The sequence below is a fragment of the Piscinibacter sp. XHJ-5 genome (assembly GCF_029855045.1).
Classification (GTDB): Bacteria; Pseudomonadota; Gammaproteobacteria; order Burkholderiales; family Burkholderiaceae_C; genus Albitalea.
The window spans coordinates 1,364,196-1,382,647 of sequence record NZ_CP123228.1; the positions used below are offsets into that span (position 1 = coordinate 1,364,196).

Below are 18,452 nucleotides of genomic sequence, written 5' to 3' on the forward strand. Positions count from 1 at the left end.
GGGAGCCGATTCTCGGAGCGCCGCGCAAGGCGCGGCCATCCCTGCAAGCCCGTAGCCGCTTTCTACCGAACCGGAAAAGATTACAAGGGTGCGGTCACCTGGCGGCCACCGTGCCGCGCGAGCAGGGTACGACGAAGGGCAGGCTGCTCCAGGCCTTGCCGGATGCGCACTCGGTCCCCTTCGCGCAGCCACAGCCCTTGCTCTTCAGGATCTCGTCGAGCGTGCTGCTTTCGCGCGCGGACAGTCGCGGCAGACGCGTCGCGAGGATGAGCTGCATCGCGTCTTCGGGCACGACGCCGTCGTCGCGCCAGCGGATCTTGCCCAGCACGGTGCTCACTTCCTTCGCGTCCTTCAGCGCCTGGCCCGGACGCGAGCCGGCGCGAATCTGCTTGATGCCCGCCAGGGCGACCTGCATTGCCGCATAGCCGCGGGCTGCGGCGGCGGTGAAGGGCTTGCGGTAGGCGGCGGCGTACGTCGGCGCGATCTCGTCCCAGCGGGCGTTGTCGATGTGCAGCGTCGGGCACAGCGCGGCGTCGAAGCCGTCGGCCACCCGCTGCTCGTAGTCGATCCAGCAGCTGCTGTGTGCGGTGACCTTCAGGCCGCTCTCCGAGCGGAGCTTGAAGCCGACGCTGGCGGGCATGCCCTGCGGCACGGTGCCGAACTGGAGGGCGCTGTCGGCGGCGGGAGCGAATCGCACCGCGTTGGCGGAGATGAAGGGCACCATCGCCTCGGCCATCATCCTGGGCACTGTTGCGAGCACGCAGAAACCGCCCACCACCACGTCGACCTTCGCATCGATGAGCTCCTGCGCCGCGGCCGCTGCCTTCTTCGGCTCGCACGCGCTGTCCTTGACGACCAGCGTCGGCGGCGACTGGCCGGGCCAGGTCTTCAGCGCGAGCAGCATGCCGTTGCGGATGTCCTCGCCGTGCGCCGCGTCGGGTGCGCTCGTCGGCAGGATGGCGCCGATCTGCATGCCGGCTTTGCCCGATGCGGCCGCGCCGGACGCGGCGAGCACCGCGGCCAGGGCGCAAAGTGCACGACGCGCGAAACGCGATGCGGCCCGGCCGCGCGAGCGGAACTCGCGTGCTGCGATGTTGTCGACCATGCGGTCCCCCGATCGAGCGCCTCGGCGTGAAGCGCCTCGTTCTTCATGCTAGCCGCCGTGTAAGCGGGTGTGAACGAGGTCCGGCCCGCGAACGCGTCGAGAATTCGAGCACCAGTTCACTGACCCGGCATGTTCACGCACATGACCCCCTCTGTTCCCGACCCGGACCCCGAGCCGATCGCCCCGATCGAACCCGACTTCGAGGCGTGCTGCGGCAATGGCTGCGAGCCGTGCATCTTCGACATCTACGGCGCCGAGCGCGATCGCTATCTGGTCGAGTTGCGCGCGTGGCAGCAGCGACAGGCGCTGCGCAGCGGCGGCCAGGACACGAGGCCCTAGTCAATTCCTATCGCCTCGTTCGGCACAAGCAATCAGGCGGGTCCTGCGGCTTGCAATAGAATCTATCGGTCGACTAAGTTCGATAGCTTCTGTTTCAATCAACCAAAAGGACCCTGCGATGAAAACCATTGGCGACAAGCTCGAGGCCTTCAGCGTGACCGGCGTCAAGCCCGGCTTCAACCACCACGAAGAGAACGGCCAGTCGGCGTTCGAGACCATCACGGAGAAGAGCTTCCCGGGCAAGTGGAAGGTCATCTACTTCTGGCCGAAGGACTTCACCTTCGTGTGCCCGACCGAGATCGTGGGCTTCGACAAGCTGGCCAAGCAGTTCGCCGAGCGCGACGCGGTGCTGCTGGGCGGCTCGACCGACAACGAGTTCAGCAAGCTCGGCTGGCGCCGCGAGCACAAGGACCTGAACAAGCTGGGCCACTACAGCTTCGGCGACTCGACCGGCTCGCTGGTCGACCAGCTCGGCGTGCGCGACCGCAACGAGGGCGTGGCGCTGCGCGCGACCTTCATCGTGGACCCGGACAACACCATCCAGCACGTGAGCGTGAACAACCTGAACGTGGGCCGCAATCCGGAAGAAGTGCTGCGCATCCTCGACGGCCTGCAGACCGACGAGCTGTGCCCGTGCAACCGCGGCGTCGGCGGCGCCACGCTGTAAAGGAGAAGGACGGATGGACTTTCTGAACAGCATCAAGGACCGCATGCCGGAGCACGCGAAGGACATCCGTCTCAACCTCGACGGTGTCATCGCCCGCTCCAGCCTCGCGCCGGAGGACGCGCTCGGCGTCGCGCTCGCGGCGGCCTTCGCGGCCAAGAGCAAGACGCTGGTCGATGCCTTCCAGGCGGCGACGCCACCGGCCGAAGCCTATGCGGCGCTCACCGCAGCCACGCTGATGGGCATGAACAACGTCTGGTATCCCTTCGTCGAGATGGCCGACGACGAGGAACTGAAGACGCTGCGCCCCGAGCTGCGCATGAACGCCTATGCGACCAGCGGCGGCGTCGAGAAGAAGAAGTTCGAGGCCTACGCGCTGGCCGCCTCGATCGTCGGCAAGTGCCACTTCTGCGTGAAGTCGCACTACGAGCTGCTCAAGAAGGAAGGCTGCACCACGCAGCAGCTGCGCGACATCGGTCGGATCGCGGCCGTGGTCAACGCGGCGGCGCTGGTGTTGGCGGCGCAGTGAGCTGACGCGGTCCAGGTCGGGGTTCCGCCGCGGCGGAACCCCGACTCATTCGTGCGTCCACCGCACGGTGATGCCCGCCCGCGCATCCTGGCGCGGGCCGGCCTCGGCGCGCACGCGCAGCCAGTCGAGCTCGCCGGAGATCACCGCGCGGCCCCAGCGGAACTCCTGCCGGGCCGTCGCGCCGAGCAAGGGTCCCGCGCTGCGGGGATCGTCGGTGGCGGCGAAGCGGCCGACCTGCGCGCCTATGCGCCCGGTGTGCAGGCGCAGCGTGGTGCCGCGCTCCACGTTCGTCCAGCCCAGCGTCAGCACGCGCGAGTCCGGGCCAGAGCCGGCTCCGACCCAGCGCCGGGCGTGGGTGTAGCCCGCCGGATACGACGCATTGCGATAGGCGCAGTTGCGCTCCGGCGTCTGGCCGACCCAGTTGCGGCACGCGGTCGCGGCGTACTCGGCGATGTAGCGCTGGCGGCCGTCGGCCGACCACGACTCGAGACCGTACAGCGCCAGGTACTTGGAAGGCGCCACGCCGGCCTCGTCTTCGCCCATCGCCTGGAAGTAGGCGGCGCAGCGCAGCGCTGCGGGACAACGCAGCCGCAGGTCCATGCCGGCCATCGCGTTGGCGGGATCCTCGCGACGCTCGGCTTCGGTGTCGGGGTTGCCGCCACGTCCGGTCAGCATGCGCACGAAGCTGTCGAAGGAGCGCGGACGACCATAGCCGCCCCATTGCGCGGCACGCGTGAGGCCCAGCTCCAGCCATGGGCGAGGACGCGCCGTGAAGCGGGTGCCCACCAGGCTGGCGCCGCCGGTGTCCTCCATGCGGGCGATGAAGAACTCGAAGCTCCACGGCCCGAGCCACGACAGCCACGCCGATCCGGACGTCGAGGCCGAGGCGCGCTGCACGCCGACGCCGACGAAAGGCGGCGCGTTGTGACCCAGCACGAGGCTGCTCTGCCAGCCCGGTCCCCACCAGGTGCGATGGGCCCATGCCTGCAACTGCAGGCCATGCAGCTCGGCTGCGAGGGCGCTGTCGTCGGGGCGCAGCTTGGTGGCGCGCGCCGCGCCGCGGTCATGGTCCTCGTCGAGGCGCGCGCCCAGCCGCAGCGCCACGCCGCCACTGACGACCTCGGGCGAGCGCAGGCTGAGCGAGCTGCCGGGTGCAAAGTCGTCGCCGAAGGCGGCGAGGCCTTCACGCCCGCTGCGCAGCCCCAGCGACAGCTGGGATCCTTGTCGTTCCCGCAGCTCGTCGCGCAGTCGCGAGCGCGCTTCGTCGAGGGCGGGCGGCAGCGAAGGCGAGAGGCCGTCGAGCGCGCGGACGACCGCAGCGCCGGGCAGCGGCCAATGGCTCAGCGGGAGATCGAGGCCCGCCTCGTCCGCCAGCAGCACGAGCCGGTGGCGCGCCGCGGCGCTGGGGGTCCAGGGGGCCGACGCATCCGCGAGCGCGAGGGAAGAGGTGAGGGCGGCTGCCGCCCCCAGCAAGGCAGCCGAGAGGCGGCGGACGATGGCGGTGGAGCGGACGGGCGCGTGGCGCCGTTCGGATGGATGGATCGGCATGGCGCCTTTTTTGTCCTTGTCCCTGAGGCATCGCGAAGCAGGCGAGCGCCTGCGCCGCGGCAGGCGCCGAGTGTAGGCAAGAGCGCCATTGCGGCGCGGTAACGCGCTGTGCGATGCGTCTCAGGGCCGCGGTGGCCGTCCCGGCGGACGGCGGCCGGGTGGCGCTGCGTGACGGCGCGGCCCGTCGTGTCGGGGCATGGCTTGCGCCCGCTCCTGTGCCTCGCGGCGCGCCGCGGCGAGCAGCGCATCGAGCGCCTGCGGCGTGATGCCCTTCAGCGCGCAGAAATTGGCCGGCGTCAGCGTCGTGCTTTCGAAATCGCGCAGCAGCGCAGCGCGCTTGCGCCGTCCCTCCTCGGCCTGCTCGGCCTTCGCCCGATGCTGCGCGCGACGCCTGGCGAGCTCCTCGGCGGCGGCCTGCCGGTGCTCTTCGCTGACCTCGCCGCTCGGGTTGCCATCGAGGTCGAACCGATGCGGCGACTTCGTCATCGCGATCAGGTAGCCGGTGCTCCCGGTGTAGCGGCGAAAGAAGGCCGACAGCGCCTGCCTGGTGAAGACGTTGGGCGCACGCTGCTGGATGTCGACCTGGATGCGCAGCTTGAGCGGCTTCACGGGCCCCTCGAACAACGCAGGGAAGCGCTCCTTGAGCTGCGCGGCGCAATCCGCGGAAGCGGGGGCATCGGTGGCGGGTTCGGGAGACGGGGGAGAGGAAGATTCGGATTGCATGGCCTGCGACGGTGCGCCTTCGGGGGGCGTATTGTCGATCGTGTCGCCAATGGGGGTGAGCCGAGTTCCCGACGTCCCCGTTGTCATTCGATCGGGCACGCCCGCTGCTGCCTGGTGCGTACCGAGTTTGCGGGAGCCGCCATGGCCGACACCGTTCACGTCTATCTCTTCGACGGCTATGCCGACTGGGAGCCCGCATTTGCGATGGCGGGCATCCGCAACCCGCAGTTCCAGCGTGAGCCGGGCCGTTGGCAGCTGCTCACCGTGGGCCAGCGAGCCGGCGTGGCGATTCGGTCGATGGGAGGGCTGTCGGTGCTGCCCGATATCGGGCTGAACGAATTGCACGCGCACGACAGCGTGCTGCTGATCTTGCCGGGTGGACCGAGCTGGGTCGAGACACCGGATGCCCACCAGGCCGCCATGGACACGGCCTCGCAGTTTCTCGATGCCGGGGTGCCGGTCGCGGCGATCTGCGGCGCGACGGCCGGGTTGGCACGCGCCGGCTGGCTGGACGATCGCGCGCACACCAGCAACGCAGAGTCCTACCTGAAGGGCACCGGCTACCAGGGCGCGGGGCACTACCGCGACGAGCCCGCGGTGCGCGTGCCCGGCCTGATCACCGCCGGCGGCATGGCGCCGCTGGAGTTCGCGCGCGAGATCTTCGCCGAACTCGACCTGTACGACGACGAGGTGCTGCAGGCCTGGTACCAGCTCTACAAGACCGGCAAGTCGGAGTACTTCGCCCGCATGGCGCGCGCCGCCGAGGAGCCCGCTCAACCGGGCTCGCAATCGATGAGCCCTCATTCGTAGGACGACCCGGTCTTGCACCATTGACGCCCGCCGTGGCCGCCCGTACCGTCGTTGCACCTTGAGCCATCAGGTGCAGCATGACGATGTTCCTTCGCCTTCTGGTAAGCGCATGCATGGCGCTCGCTTCGATCACGGCCCAGGCGCAGTCGTGGCCGGCCAAGCCCATCCGCTACATCGTGCCGTTTGCGCCGGGCGGTACCACCGACATCCTGGCCCGTGTGGTCGGCGAGAAGCTGTCGGTGGCGCTCGGCCAGCAGGTCGTGGTCGACAACAAGCCGGGGCAGGGCGGATCGCTGGGAGCGGCGGAGCTGGCGCGTGCCGCGCCCGACGGCTACACCATCGGCGGCGGCACGATCAGCTCGCACGGCATCAACGCCACGCTGTACGACAAGCTGAGCTACGACCCGGTGACGAGCTTCGCGCCCATCACGCTGTATGCCACGCAGCCCAACGTGCTGCTCGTGCACCCCAGCGTGCCGGCCCGGAACGTCAAGGAGTTCATCGATCTGCTGAAGGCCAACCCCGACAAGTACTCGTTCGGCTCGGCCGGCGCCGGCACCTCGCAGCACATCTCCGGCGAGATGTTCAAGACGATGGCCGGGGTGAAGATGCAGCATGTCCCCTATCGCGGCAGCGGACAGATGCTGCCTGAGCTGCTGGGCGGCACGCTGCTCGTGGCCTTCGACAACATCGCGAGCGCGATAGCGCACGTCAAGGCCGGCAAGCTGCGCGCGCTCGCGGTCACCACGGCCAAGCGCTCCGCCGTGGCGCCTGAAGTGCCGACGCTGGCCGAATCGGGGCTGCCGGGCTACGAGCTGAGCTCCTGGCAGGCAGTGTTCGCACCGGCGGGCACGCCGCAGCCCATCGTCGACCGCCTCCACGGCGAGATCGCGAAGATCCTGCAGATGCCCGACGTGCAAAGGCGCCTCACCGAACTGGGGCTCGATCTCAGCGGCATGACGCCGGCAGAGCTCGGCGCGCTGGTGAAGGCGGATGTGCCGCGGCTCGGGAAGATCGTGAAGGACAGTGGCGCGAAGCCGGAGTGATGCGGCCCGGTGCGAGGGCTCAGATTCCCGCGAGGCGGTCCAGGGCGTTCGGATCGCGTCCCAGCTTGACCGCCGCCGCGCGCAGCTCCTGCCAGGTGTTGTCGTCCACCGGAATGCCTTCGGCAAGCCGCTTCGCCCGCGTCTCGCGCTCCGGCTCGCCGGCCACGCGCACGTGGTCCACGCCTTCCTGGGGACGCGAGGCCTTCACCCAATCGAGGAAGGCCCGAGTCTCGCGCGCGAAGGCAGCGCTGTCGCCCAGCCGTGCCGGATCGAGCAGGATGGTCAGCATGCCGTTGAGCACCCGCTGCTCGCCGCTCGCCGGCCCGTGCACCGCGAGGCCGCCGGCCAGCGCGCCGCCGAGCAGCTCGCACACCAGTGCGAGTCCGAAGCCCTTGTGCTCGCCGAAGGTGCGCAACGCGCCCAGCGGGTCGACGACGCCGTAGCGCGGGTCGGTCGTCGCACGGCCCTGGTCGTCGAGCAGCTGGCCCGGCGCGAGCGCCTCGCCCTTGTTGAAGGCGACGCGGGTCTTGCCCTGCGCGATGACGCTGGTCGCCATGTCCAGCACGATGGGATCGCGCCCGGCGACGGGAATGCCGACCGCGAACGGATTGGTGCCGAAACGTGCATCGCCGCCGCCCCATGGCGCGACGATGGGCCGCGAGATCACGTTGACGAAGTGCACCGACACCAGTCCTTCGGCCACCGCCATCTCGGCCCATGCGCCGATGCGGCACAGGTGATGCGAATTGGCCAGCGCCACGATGCAGCTGCCGTGGCGCCGGGCCCGTTCGATGCCGAGGTGCATCGTGTCGTGCCCGATCACCTGCCCGAAGCCGGCCTGGCCGTCGAGCGCGAGCAGCGTGCCGCTGTCGAGCCGCGTGACGAGCTGCGCGTTGGGCCGCAGTCCTCCCTCGAGGTAGGCGTTGGCGTAGCGCGGCAGCATGCCGATGCCGTGCGAATCGTGACCGGTCAGATTGGCCTGGAGCAGGTTGTCGGTGACGAGCTCGATCTCGCGCGGCGCGCTGCCGAAGCCGAGCATCAGGTCGCTGATCGCGGCGCGCAGCCGCTCGAGGGGGATTGCGTGCAGGACGGCCATGGGGCGATGCTACAAGCGCCAAGGCCATAGAGCGAAGCGAAAACCAACGTGCTGGCCGTTCGAGGCCGTCGGCACCTCCCGCACAATCGCCCGGATGCCCTGCCTGCCCGAATCCGACGCGCGCGACGTGCTGCTCGTGCGCGCATTCGAGTCGCCGTTCGAAGCGCCGTGGAGCGACGCCGACGCCGCATGGGCGAGCCGCGAGGCACAGCGCCTCGAAGGCGAGGGCGCGTTGCCGGAGCGCTTTCTCGCGCGGCGCGCCAGGCTGGCGGTGGAGCGCCTGGCCGATCGCGGCATCGCGACCGGCTCGCCCATCTCCTTCGCCTGGCGCTGGCTGGCCGTGCCCGGTGCTTTCGCGCTCGGTGTGTTCAGCGACAGCGTCGCGGCCACGGAGCGCATCAACATCCTCGCGCCGCCGCTGCTGGGACTGCTCGTCTGGAACCTCCTGGTCTACGCGGCATTGGCGCTGGCCGCCCTCAAACGCAGCGCTGCGGAGCCCGGACCGCTGCGCGGGTGGCTGGTGGGTTGGGCGCGTCGCGCGACGCATGCGGCCGGCCGCTCGCCGCCGCTGGCGCGCTTTGCCGCCGACTGGGCTCGCGTCTCGCAGCCGCTGCTCGGCGCGCGCATCGCCGTCGTGCTGCACGTGTGCGCGGCAGCCTTGGCGCTGGGCGCGCTGGCTTCGCTGTATGCACGCGGGCTGGTGTTCGAATACCGCGCCGGCTGGGACAGCACGTTTCTCTCGCCCTCTGCCGTGCAGCGCATCCTCGAGCTGGTGCTCGGACCCGCGTCGCAGTGGAGCGGCATGCCGCTGCCGGACGCGCACGAGCTGGCCCGGCTGCGCTTCTCGCACGGCGGCGGCGAGAACGCCGCGCGCTGGATCCACCTGCACGCGATCACGCTGGCTGCGGTCGTGCTGCTGCCGCGCCTCGTGCTGGCCGCGACGGCCGCATGGCGCGCGCGGCGGCTCGCCGCGGGCCTGCCTCTGCCGCTGGACGACGCGTACTTCCGCCGGCTGCTGCAGGCCCGTTCGGGGCAGGCGGTCGCGGTGCAGGTGCTGCCGTACAGCTACCACCCGGGGCCCGAGCTGCGGCCGGGCTTGCGCGCGGCGCTCGAACGCCGCCTCGGCTCCGTCGTGAGGCTGGACATCGCCGAGCCGGTCGCGCTGGGCGACGAGGACGGGCTGCGGCTCGACGGCATCGCGGGCTCGATTCCCGTCGCCCTGTTCTCGCTGACCGCGACGCCGGAGCGCGAGAACCACGGTGCCTTCGTGCGTGCGCTCGCTGCACTGCGCCGCGGCCTCGTCGTGCTGGTCGACGAATCGGGCTTTCGGCGGCGCTTCGACGGCGGCGAGCTCGCCGAGCGGCTGGCTCAGCGCCGCAGCGCCTGGCAGCGCATGCTGCAGGACGAAGGGCAGACGGCCGAGTTCGTCGACCTCGCGCGGCCATGAACATCACGCTGAGCCTGGTCTCGCACACCAACGCCGGCAAGACGACCCTGGCGCGCACGCTGCTCGGGCGAGACATCGGCGAGGTGCGCGACGAAGCGCACGTCACTCTCGAGGCCGAGCGCCACACCATGGTCGAGGCGCCGCAGGGCGAGCGCCTCGAGCTGTGGGACACGCCGGGCTTCGGCGACAGCGTGCGGCTGGCCAAGCGGCTGGAACGCGCCGGCAATCCGATCGGCTGGTTCCTCACCGAGGTGTGGGACCGCTTTCGCGACCGCGCGTTCTGGTCCAGCCAGCGCGCGGTGCGCAACATCGTCGACGAGGCCGATGTCGTGCTGTACCTCGTCAACGCGTCGGAGGCGCCGCAGGATGCGGGCTACCTCGAGGCCGAGCTGCGCGTGATGGCGCTCATCGGCAAGCCGGTCATCGTGCTGCTGAACCAGCTCGGGCCGCCCGCTTCACCGCAGGAGGAAGCGGCCGAAGTCGAACGCTGGCGCGGCGCGCTGCATGCATCGCCGTGCGTGCGCGCCGTGCTCGCGCTCGACGCCTTCGCGCGCTGCTGGGTGCAGGAAGGACGCCTGCTCGATGCCGTGGCGAGCGCGCTGCCGGCGGACCGCCAGGCGGCGATGCAGCACCTGCACGGCGCCTGGCGCGAGCGCGGCCGCGCGACCTGGCACGCCTCGATGGCGGTGCTCGCGCAGCGGCTGTGCCGTGCGGCGCTCGACCGCGAGGCCCTGCCGCCGGCCGACTGGACCGGCCGTCTGTCGGAGCTGGGTGCGGCCCTGGGGCTGCGCCGCGACGGTCCGGTCACGCCGCGCGAAAGGGCCATGCAAACGCTGGCCGAGCGGCTCGATGCCGACATCCGCCAGAGCACCGATCGGTTGATCGCGCTGCACGGCCTGGGCGGCCACGCCAGCGAGATCGTGCTGCAGCGCCTGGCCGAGCACTACGCGGTGGAGGAGCCGGTCAGCGAAGGCAAGGCCGCGCTGTGGGGCGGTGTCGTCAGCGGCGCGCTCGCGGGGCTGAAGGCCGACATCGCGAGCGGCGGCCTCACGATGGGCGGCGGCTTGCTGGCCGGCGGCGTCATCGGCGCGCTGACTGCCGCCGGCGCGGCGCGCGGCGTCAACCTGCTGCGCGGCGTCGAGGTGGCAACGATCGCCTGGGACGAGGCGGTGCTCGACGACCTGGCGCGGTCGGCCCTGCTCGGCTACCTGGCGGTGGCGCACTACGGCCGCGGGCGCGGCGACTGGACACCCTCGGAGCATCCGCCCTTCTGGCGCGATGCCGTGGCGGAGGTCGTCGCGCCGCGCCGCGCGGCGCTGCAGGACATCTGGGCGCGGCGCGACCGGCCTGATCTCGAAGCGGCGTTGCAGGCCTGGCTGGTGGACGCGAGCGCGGCGCTGCTGAAGCGGCTGTATCCGGCAGCCCACATCTGATGTCGGGGCCGTCGTGCGCTCACCCCCAACCTACGACAATGCCGCCAACCGCAGTGGGTGGTGAGCGCAGCGAACCCCCGCACCATCCGCACATGAACCCGACCCGGCTTCAACAAAAATCCTTCCTGCTGCTGCTCGTCGTGGTCTCGGTGGCCTTCGCCTGGATCCTGCTGCCTTTCTTCGGTGCGGTGTTCTGGGGCGCGGTGCTCGCGATGCTGTTCACGCCGCTGTACCGATGGCTGCTGGTGCGCATGCGCCGGCGTCGCAATCTCGCGGCGCTGGCCACGCTGCTGCTGTGCCTGGTGGTCGTGATCATTCCGACGGTGCTGGTCACGGCCTCGCTGGTGCAGGAGGCCTCCTTCGTCTACGAGAAGGTGCGCACCCGGGAGTTCGACATCGCCGCGTACCTGCAGCGCCTGTTCGATGCGCTGCCGCCGTGGCTGTCGGGCATGCTCGACCGCTTCGGCCTCGGCGACTTCGCGGCCATCCAGGAGCGCCTCACCACGGGCTTCGCGCAGGCGAGCCGCTTCATCGCCACGCAGCTGCTCAGCATCGGCCAGAACGCCTTCGACTTCCTCGTCAGCCTGGGCGTGATGCTGTATCTGCTGTTCTTCCTGCTGCGCGACGGCGGGGCCCTCACGCAGCAGATCGACCGCGCGATCCCGCTCACCCGCGAGCACCGCGAGCAGCTCGCGGCGAAGTTCACCACCGTGATCCGCGCGACCGTGAAGGGCAACGTCGTCGTCGCGCTGGTGCAGGGAGCGCTCGGCGGCGTCATCCTGTGGATCCTCGGCATCCAGGCGCCGCTGCTGTGGGGCGTGGTGATGGCGCTGCTGTCGCTTCTGCCGGCTGTCGGCGCGGCCATGGTGTGGCTGCCGATCGCCGTCTTCCTGATGCTCGCCGGATCGATGGGCAAGGCGGTGGTGCTGATGCTGTTCGGCGTGTTCGTCATCGGGCTCGTCGACAACGTGCTGCGTCCCATCCTGGTCGGCAAGGACACGCAGATGCCGGACTACCTGGTGCTGGTCTCGACGCTCGGCGGCATCGCGTTGCTCGGCATCAACGGCTTCGTCATCGGTCCGGTCATCGCCGCGCTGTTCATTGCGGTATGGGACCTGTTCGCCGCCTCGCGGGCCAAGCCCCCGGCCTGACGCGCGCCCTATCATCGGCCGGCGCCGATCGACAAGGCGAGGCACGCCCTCGCTCACACCGACAACCAGGAGACGACCGATGTCCCGTTGCAAGCTCTTGTGGGCCTTCGGCCTCGCGGCCCTGGCCGCGGTCCCGGCCTCCGGACAGGAGGCGCCGTGGCCTTCCCGGCCGATCAGGATGATCGTGGCGTTCCCGCCCGGCGGCACCAGCGACGTGATGGCGCGCATGGTGAGCGAGGAGCTGGCCAAGGCGCTGAAGCAGCCGGTGATCGTGGAGAACCGCGGTGGTGCCGGCGGCACCACGGGCACGTCGGCCGCCGTCAAGCTGCCGGCCGACGGCTACACGCTGATCCAGACCGGCGTCGGCCAGAACGCCGTGGCGCACGGACTGGATCCCAAGCTCTCCTACGACTCGATGCGCGACTTCGTGCACCTCACGCAGGTGCACTCGGGGCCCAACGTGCTGGTGGTCAACGCGGAGCAGCCATGGAGGAGCTTCAAGGAGCTGATCGCGTACGGCCAGGCCAATCCCGGCAAGCTCACCTACGGCTACACGCATGCCGCCTCGGGGCACATGGCGATGGAGCTGCTGAAGCAGACCGTCAGCGCCTGTCCGTCCGGCAAGAAGGACTGCAAGCCGCTGTTCATGGTCGGCATCCCGTACCGCGGCGGTGGGCCGATGCTGTCGGACCTGCTCGGCAACCAGATCCCGCTCATGTTCATCAACCAGGACGTGGCCCTGCAGCACGTCAAGTCCGGCAAGCTGCGAGCGCTCGCGGTCTCGAGCGAGCAGCGCAACCCGCTGTACCCGGACGTGCCGACGATCGCGGAGTCGGGCTACCCCGGCTTCTCGGCGCTGTCGTGGTCGGGCATGTCCGTGGTCAAGGGCACGCCGCAGCCGATCGTCGACCGGCTCGAAGCCGAGCTGGTGAAGATCATGCAGTCGCCCGCCATCAAGGCGCGCATGGAGGCGCAAGGCTTCGTCGTGCCGGCGCAGGGGTCCAGGCCCTACACGGAGTTCGTGCGCAGCGAGGTCGAGCGGTGGACCCGTGTGATCAAGACCGCGGGCATCAAGCCGGAGTGACGTTGCCGACCATCACGCGGCGCGGCCGTCGCCCGCCATCGCGGATCGGCAAGGTGCTGCCCTGATGCCGCGCGGCAGGTCGACGGTGTTAGCGTAGCGCCTGCGTCCCACGACCCGTCCAGGAGATTCCACATGCCTCGTTCCGCTCGCCGCGCGCTGCTCCGATCCCTGGTGTGCTGCGCCGCCGTCGCCGTTTCCGGCGCTGCCTGGGCCCAATCGGGCAAGACCGTCAGGATCCTCGTCGGCTTCCCGGCCGGCGGCGGCACCGACGCGATCGCGCGCACGCTGGCCGACCGCCTGAAGGACGAGCTCGGCGCGACGGTCGTGGTCGAGAACAAGCCCGGCGCGGGCGGCCAGCTCGCGGCGCAGGCGCTGAAGGCCTCGCCGCCCGATGGCAGCACCTTCTTCATCTCGCACGACCACACCATCACCATCCTGCCCCTGGTGATGAAGAACCCGGGCTTCGAGCCGGCGCGCGACTTCGTCCCGGTGGCCGGCTTCGCCAGCTTCGTCAATGCGTTCGCGCTGTCGCCGGGCACGCCGGCCAAGAGCCTGGACGACTACGTCGGCTGGGTGAAGGGCCAGGGGCAGGGCAAGGGCGTGGTGGGCGTGCCGGCGCCGGCGTCGACGCCCGAGTTCCTGGTGAAGGTGCTGGGCGAGAAGTTCAAGCTCGACCTGACCCCCGCGCCTTACCGCGGCAGCGCGCCCATGATGGGCGACATGCTGGGCAACCAGATCGCCGCCGGCGTCGGCTCGGTGCCCGACTTCATCGAGAACCACAAGGCCGGCCGCATCCGCGTGGTGGCGCTCGGAGGCGCCAAGCGCCAGCCGACGCTGCCCGACGTGCCCACGCTCGCAGAGCTCGGCGTGAGCGGCTTCGAGGACCTGCCGTACTACGGCTTCTTCGCACCGGCCGGCACCCCCAAGGCGGCGATCGACCAGTTCTCGCAGGCGCTGGCCAAGGTGATCACGGTGCCCGAGGTCAAGGAGCGGCTCACGAACCTCGGCCTCGCGGTGGAGTTCATGAGCTCGCAGCAGCTGGCGAGCCGCGAGCGCGACTACGCCAAGAGCTGGACGGAGATCATCCGCAAGAGCGGCTTCCAGCCGCAGTGATGGGCCCACCCCCGGAGCGCCTGCGGCGCTCCCCCTCCAGGGGGCGCATCCGGCGGAGCCGGATCCGCGACGGTTCGCCTCAGCAGGGCTCGCCGCTCTTCATCTGCTCCATCGCCTTGGCCATGTCCTCCGGCGTGACGTCGCGCACGTGCGTGGCCACCGACCAGTTGTGGCCGAACGGATCCTTCAGCTGCCCGTAGCGGTCGCCCCAGAACTGGTCGGCCACCGGCATGGTCACCGTGCAGCCCGCGGCGACAGCCTGCTCGACGACGGCGTCGACGTTCTCGACGTAGAGGTGGATGGTGACGGGCGTGCCGTTCAGGCTCTTGGGCCCGAGCGCACCGTAGGCCGGCATCTCGTCGACCAGGAAGATCGTGGAATCACCGACCTTCACCGAGCCGTGCATCAGCTTGCCGTCGGGACCCGGCACACGGCCCGTCTCGACGGCGTTGAAGGCCTTGACATAGAAATCGATTGCCTCGGACGCGCCGGCGCAAACGAGGTGCGGCGTCACGGTGTGCATTCCTTCGGGAATCGGGTTTACCTTGGGCATCGTCTGGCTCCTCACATCAAGGGTTGTGGATCGGGCTCGGCCGGCGCCGGCATTGCCCCATCCTCATGACGAACGGGCGCGGGCCGGATCGACAAGCGGCCGGAAGTTTTTTCGTGCATGCAGAATGGCCGCCCGTTCAGTCGACGTTCGCTTCGATCGTTACACGATGCTTCCGCTGCATCGCGCCTCCTTTCGCCAGCTCATGCTGGTCGCCTTCCTGCTCATCGCCGCGCTGCTGGCATCGGCCTCGCTGCATGGCCTGTTCACGCTCGAGCGCCTGATCGCGCAAAGCCGAGACGGCGCCGAGCGGGCGGTGCAGGCGACCGCCGCAGTGCAGATCCTCGCCGAGCGCACGGTGGCGATGGAGCGGGCGGCTCGCCAGTACGTCGTGCTCGACGACCCCGTGCTGCGCGACCGCTTCGATGCCGCGGCGCGCGAAGCCTCGGCCGCGCTCGAGCGCTTGCAGAGCAACCAGTTGCCCGTCCCTCTGGCGGATGCCTGGCGCGCCGCCGCCGCCGACATCGCCGGCAGGCTGCCGGGGCCCCGGTCCACCGCGCGCAAGCGCGACCAGCAGCTCACGGACGCCTTTCGCGAGCTGGCGGCCATCAACGGCGACATCGCCGAGCACATGCAGCTGGTCACGCGCTCGCGCAATGACGCCCTGCGGGGGGAGCTGGAGGCCGGGCGGCTTCAGCTCGGGCGCCAGGTGCTTGGCGCGATCGCCGTCGCGGTGGTGATGGCGCTCGGCTTCGGGCTGCTGCTGTCGCGGCCGCTGAAGCGGCTCGAGACCGCCATCGAAGGCCTGGGCGCCAACCGGCTCGACGAGCCGATCGAGATCCGCGGACCGGCCGACGTGCGCCAGCTGGGCCGCAGCCTGGACGCGCTGCGCATCCGCCTGGGCGAGCTCGATGCCGACAAGGCGCGCTTCCTGAGGCATGTCTCGCACGAGCTGAAGACGCCGCTGGCCGCGCTGCGCGAAGGCGTCGCGCTGCTCGAGGACGGCGTGACCGGCGATCTGAGTGCCAGCCAGCGCGAAGTGGCGCGCATCCTGCGCCAGAACACCTACGCGCTGCAGAGCCAGATCGAGGACCTGCTGCGCTTCAACGCCGCGGTGTTCGAGGCGCGCGAGCTGCAGCGCCGGCGCGTCGAGCTCGCCGGTCTGCTGCAGCGCGTGATCGACGACCAGCGGCTGCAGGCGCAGGCACGCCAGTTGCGCGTGGTCGTGGCCGGTGGCCCGCAGTGGGCCGAAGTCGACCCCGACAAGATGGCCACGGCGCTCGGCAACCTGTTATCCAATGCGATCCGCTTCAGCCCCGAGGGCGGTACCATCGAATTCGAGCTGTCGCAGCACGATGGCGCGGTGCGCATCCAGATCGCCGACCGGGGTCCCGGCGTCGCGCCTGCCGATCGCGACCGGGTGTTCGAGCCGTTCTACCGCGGTGAACGCCAGCCGAGCGACGCCGCGCGCGGCAGCGGCATCGGCCTGTCCATCGTGCAGGAATACATCGCGGCCCACGGCGGGCGCATCGAGCTGCTGCCCGATGGTCCCGGCGCCGCCTTTCGCATCGAGCTTCCGAATGCTGTCCAGGACTGAACCATGATCCGGCGCTGCTGCGTCCCGCTGAGTTGGCTGCTGCTGGCCGCCTGCGCTCCATTGCCGCCGGTGCAGGACATCGTGCCCACCCCGGTTCCGCCGCCGCCCGTCACGGCTGCGATCGCGCCGCCGCCGGCCGCGTCGGCACCGGTCGCCACGCCGGCCGACGTCGCGACGCGCGAGACCCTGGCCTTCCATGACCAGGTGCGCCAGCTTGCACCGCCGGAGCTCCTCAAGGAGCTGGCGCGGGTGGGTGATCCGCCGGCCAGCCCGCGGGCCACCGTGCTCGCGGCGGTGCTGCTGGGCCTCACGCGCAGCAACGGCGACCTGGGCCGTGCGCTCGGGCTGCTGGATCCGCTGCTGCGCTCGACCGCGCCGGAGGCGCAGCCATGGCAGCCGGTGGCACGGCTGCTGGCCGCGCGCTACGTCGAGCAGCGGCGTGTCGAGGAGCAGCTCGAGCGGCAGAACCAGCAGGTGCGCGACAACCAGCGCAAGCTGGAGCAGCTCAACGAGAAGCTCGAGGCCTTGAAGGCCATCGAGCGCAGCCTGACCGCACGCCCGGCGGGCAGCGCCCCTGCGCCGGCTGCAGCGCCCCCGGGCGCGAGAGGGGCGCCCCCATGAGCCATACCCACCAGGTCCTCGTCATCGACGACGATCCCGACCTGCTGCAGCTGCTGTCGATGCGCCTCAGCGCCGCCGGCTACCGCGTGCATGCAGTCCCGTCGGCCGAGGCCGCGCTGGCCCAGGTGGCCGTCGAGAGGCCGGACCTGGTGTTGAGCGACGTGCAGCTGCCCGGTGTCGACGGCATGGGGCTGTTCGACGAGATCCGCGCGCGCCATCCGTCGCTGCCCGTGATCCTGCTCACCGCGCACGGCACCATTCCCGACGCGGTCGAGGCGACCTCGCGCGGCGTCTTCAGCTACCTCACCAAGCCCTTCGACGGCAAGGCGCTGCTCGACAAGATCGCGCAAGCGCTGGCGCTGTCGACCACCGCCGGTGAAACGACGCCGCTGGACGGCGAAGCCTGGCGCGCCGACATCGTCAGCCGTTCCAGCCGGATGAGCGAGCTGCTGACCGAAGCGCGCATGGTCGCCCGCTCCGATGCCAGCGTGCTGATCCACGGCGAGAGCGGCACCGGCAAGGAGCTGCTGGCCCAGGCCATCCACCAGGCGAGCTCGCGCGCCGCGCGGCCTTTCGTGGCCGTCAATTGCGGCGCCATTCCCGAGGCGCTGCTGGAGTCCGAGCTGTTCGGCCACATGAAGGGCGCCTTCACCGGCGCGCTGGCCACTCACCGCGGGCTTTTCCAGGCCGCGGACGGCGGCACGCTGTTCCTCGACGAGATCGGCGACATGCCCCCTGCGCTGCAGGTCAAGCTGTTGCGTGTGTTACAGGAGCGCTCGGTGCGGCCCGTCGGCGCGAGTCAATCCATCCCCATCGACGTGCGGATCCTGTCGGCGACTCACCGCGACCTTGACGCGGCGATGGCGCAAGGGCAGTTCCGCGAGGACCTCTACTACCGCCTCAACGTGGTCGCGCTGACGCTGCCCACCCTGGCGGAGCGCCGCGAGGACATCCCGCTGCTGGCCAACCACTTCCTCGCCAAGCTGGCGCGCAAGTACGACAAGCGGCTCAACGGCTTCGCGCCCGATGCGATGAAGGCGCTGACCACGGCGTCGTGGCCGGGCAACGTGCGCCAGCTCTACAACGTCGTCGAGCAGGTGAGCGCGCTGGCGACGACGCCGCTGATTCCGCTGGCGCTGGTGCAGCGCGCGCTGCGCATCCCGGGGGTCGAGATCCTCACCTTCGCGCAGGCGCGCCAGCGCTTCGAGCGCGAGTACCTCGTGGGCCTGCTGAAGCTGTCGGACGGGAACGTGTCCGACGCGGCCCGGCTGGCCGACCGCAACCGCACCGAGTTCTACCGCTTGTTGCAAAAACACGGGTTGACCCCCGGCCATTTCCGGTCGGATTCCCCACCGCAGGACCCCACTGTCGCCGATTAGCGACGCGGGTTTTCCCTTTGGTTGCGGGCATTTGCGGCAGCGCAACCCGGTGACTGTCGCCGGTCGGCGACAGATACGGCCCGGCGCGCCCCGCCGGCTTGGCGGCGGCTGACTCAAGCTGTTGATTTCGCTGCATTTTCTTGCTTGGCACGGAGCTCGCTATGACAGTGGCTTCGGCAGTCCGAGGGCTGCTCACGCCATTTCGAGGGGATCCATC

The 18,452-nt window shown here is 70.4% G+C and carries 18 protein-coding genes; 13 read left to right on the plus strand and 5 right to left on the minus strand.

Going from position 1 to position 18,452, the window contains the following annotated elements; all coding sequences use genetic code 11:
- Positions 1-94: 94 nt before the first annotated feature.
- Entirely contained in the window at positions 95-1,105 is a 1,011-nt protein-coding gene (locus P7V53_RS06505) for an ABC transporter substrate-binding protein (RefSeq protein WP_280154668.1), read from the minus strand.
- A 141-nt stretch (positions 1,106-1,246) separates the two neighbouring features.
- Here P7V53_RS06505 and P7V53_RS06510 point away from each other — a divergent pair, with 141 nt between their 5' ends.
- The 3 genes from P7V53_RS06510 to P7V53_RS06520 all read left to right on the plus strand — a co-directional run bounded on the left by P7V53_RS06510 (position 1,247) and on the right by P7V53_RS06520 (position 2,637).
- Positions 1,247-1,444, plus strand: a complete 198-nt coding sequence (locus tag P7V53_RS06510; RefSeq protein WP_280154669.1) for an oxidoreductase-like domain-containing protein — start codon at positions 1,247-1,249, stop codon at positions 1,442-1,444.
- A 118-nt stretch (positions 1,445-1,562) separates the two neighbouring features.
- Positions 1,563-2,111, plus strand: coding sequence for a peroxiredoxin (locus P7V53_RS06515; RefSeq protein ID WP_280154670.1), 549 nt, complete (start codon positions 1,563-1,565; stop codon positions 2,109-2,111).
- 13 nt (positions 2,112-2,124) lie between these two features.
- The gene (locus P7V53_RS06520) at positions 2,125-2,637 is read left to right on the plus strand and encodes a carboxymuconolactone decarboxylase family protein (RefSeq protein WP_280154671.1); all 513 of its coding nucleotides are present in this window, start codon (positions 2,125-2,127) and stop codon (positions 2,635-2,637) included.
- Between the two features lie 45 nt (positions 2,638-2,682).
- On the opposite strand, the gene P7V53_RS06525 is transcribed toward P7V53_RS06520, so the two are convergent.
- Entirely contained in the window at positions 2,683-4,185 is a 1,503-nt protein-coding gene (locus tag P7V53_RS06525; protein ID WP_280154672.1) for a capsule assembly Wzi family protein, read from the minus strand.
- Between the two features lie 120 nt (positions 4,186-4,305).
- On the minus strand, positions 4,306-4,908 hold the full coding sequence (locus P7V53_RS06530) for a ProQ/FinO family protein (RefSeq protein ID WP_280154673.1): 603 nt from the start codon (positions 4,906-4,908) through the stop codon (positions 4,306-4,308).
- Positions 4,909-5,049: 141 nt separating this feature from the next.
- On the opposite strand from P7V53_RS06530, the gene P7V53_RS06535 reads away from it, so the two are divergent.
- Both P7V53_RS06535 and P7V53_RS06540 read left to right on the plus strand, forming a co-directional pair.
- Positions 5,050-5,718 carry a DJ-1/PfpI family protein gene (locus tag P7V53_RS06535; RefSeq protein ID WP_280154674.1) on the plus strand — a complete coding sequence of 223 codons (669 nt, stop codon included), beginning with the start codon at positions 5,050-5,052 and terminating at the stop codon, positions 5,716-5,718.
- Between the two features lie 83 nt (positions 5,719-5,801).
- Positions 5,802-6,764 carry a tripartite tricarboxylate transporter substrate binding protein gene (locus P7V53_RS06540; RefSeq protein WP_280154675.1) on the plus strand — a complete coding sequence of 321 codons (963 nt, stop codon included), beginning with the start codon at positions 5,802-5,804 and terminating at the stop codon, positions 6,762-6,764.
- 19 nt (positions 6,765-6,783) lie between these two features.
- On the opposite strand, the gene P7V53_RS06545 is transcribed toward P7V53_RS06540, so the two are convergent.
- The gene (locus P7V53_RS06545) at positions 6,784-7,860 is read right to left on the minus strand and encodes a malate/lactate/ureidoglycolate dehydrogenase (RefSeq protein WP_280154676.1); all 1,077 of its coding nucleotides are present in this window, start codon (positions 7,858-7,860) and stop codon (positions 6,784-6,786) included.
- Positions 7,861-7,954: 94 nt separating this feature from the next.
- On the opposite strand from P7V53_RS06545, the gene P7V53_RS06550 reads away from it, so the two are divergent.
- The 5 genes from P7V53_RS06550 (at position 7,955) to P7V53_RS06570 (ending at position 14,088) form a co-directional block, all read left to right on the plus strand.
- A complete protein-coding gene (locus tag P7V53_RS06550) occupies positions 7,955-9,307 on the plus strand; it encodes a DUF2868 domain-containing protein (protein WP_280154677.1) in 1,353 nt (450 codons plus the stop codon).
- Complete coding sequence (locus tag P7V53_RS06555) at positions 9,304-10,740, plus strand: DUF3482 domain-containing protein (RefSeq protein ID WP_280154678.1); 1,437 nt, start codon at positions 9,304-9,306, stop codon at positions 10,738-10,740. The genes P7V53_RS06550 and P7V53_RS06555 overlap by 4 nt, the downstream gene beginning before the upstream one ends.
- A gap of 92 nt (positions 10,741-10,832) precedes the next feature.
- Positions 10,833-11,891, plus strand: a complete 1,059-nt coding sequence (locus P7V53_RS06560) for an AI-2E family transporter (protein WP_280154679.1) — start codon at positions 10,833-10,835, stop codon at positions 11,889-11,891.
- A gap of 79 nt (positions 11,892-11,970) precedes the next feature.
- Entirely contained in the window at positions 11,971-12,975 is a 1,005-nt protein-coding gene (locus P7V53_RS06565) for a tripartite tricarboxylate transporter substrate binding protein (protein ID WP_280154680.1), read from the plus strand.
- Between the two features lie 132 nt (positions 12,976-13,107).
- Positions 13,108-14,088: a Bug family tripartite tricarboxylate transporter substrate binding protein gene (locus P7V53_RS06570; protein ID WP_280154681.1), complete on the plus strand. Its 981-nt coding sequence runs from the start codon at positions 13,108-13,110 to the stop codon at positions 14,086-14,088.
- Between the two features lie 79 nt (positions 14,089-14,167).
- Here P7V53_RS06570 and P7V53_RS06575 read toward each other — a convergent pair whose 3' ends face one another.
- Entirely contained in the window at positions 14,168-14,641 is a 474-nt protein-coding gene (locus P7V53_RS06575) for a VOC family protein (RefSeq protein WP_280154682.1), read from the minus strand.
- A gap of 166 nt (positions 14,642-14,807) precedes the next feature.
- Between P7V53_RS06575 and P7V53_RS06580 the strand changes: the two genes are divergently transcribed.
- From P7V53_RS06580 to P7V53_RS06590, 3 genes are read left to right on the plus strand one after another with little or no spacing between them, the layout of a single operon-like run.
- Entirely contained in the window at positions 14,808-16,235 is a 1,428-nt protein-coding gene (locus P7V53_RS06580; RefSeq protein ID WP_280154683.1) for an ATP-binding protein, read from the plus strand.
- A gap of 3 nt (positions 16,236-16,238) precedes the next feature.
- Positions 16,239-16,856, plus strand: a complete 618-nt coding sequence (locus tag P7V53_RS06585) for a hypothetical protein (RefSeq protein ID WP_280154684.1) — start codon at positions 16,239-16,241, stop codon at positions 16,854-16,856.
- A complete protein-coding gene (locus P7V53_RS06590; protein ID WP_280154685.1) occupies positions 16,853-18,235 on the plus strand; it encodes a sigma 54-interacting transcriptional regulator in 1,383 nt (460 codons plus the stop codon). The genes P7V53_RS06585 and P7V53_RS06590 overlap by 4 nt, the downstream gene beginning before the upstream one ends.
- Positions 18,236-18,452: the final 217 nt, after the last annotated feature.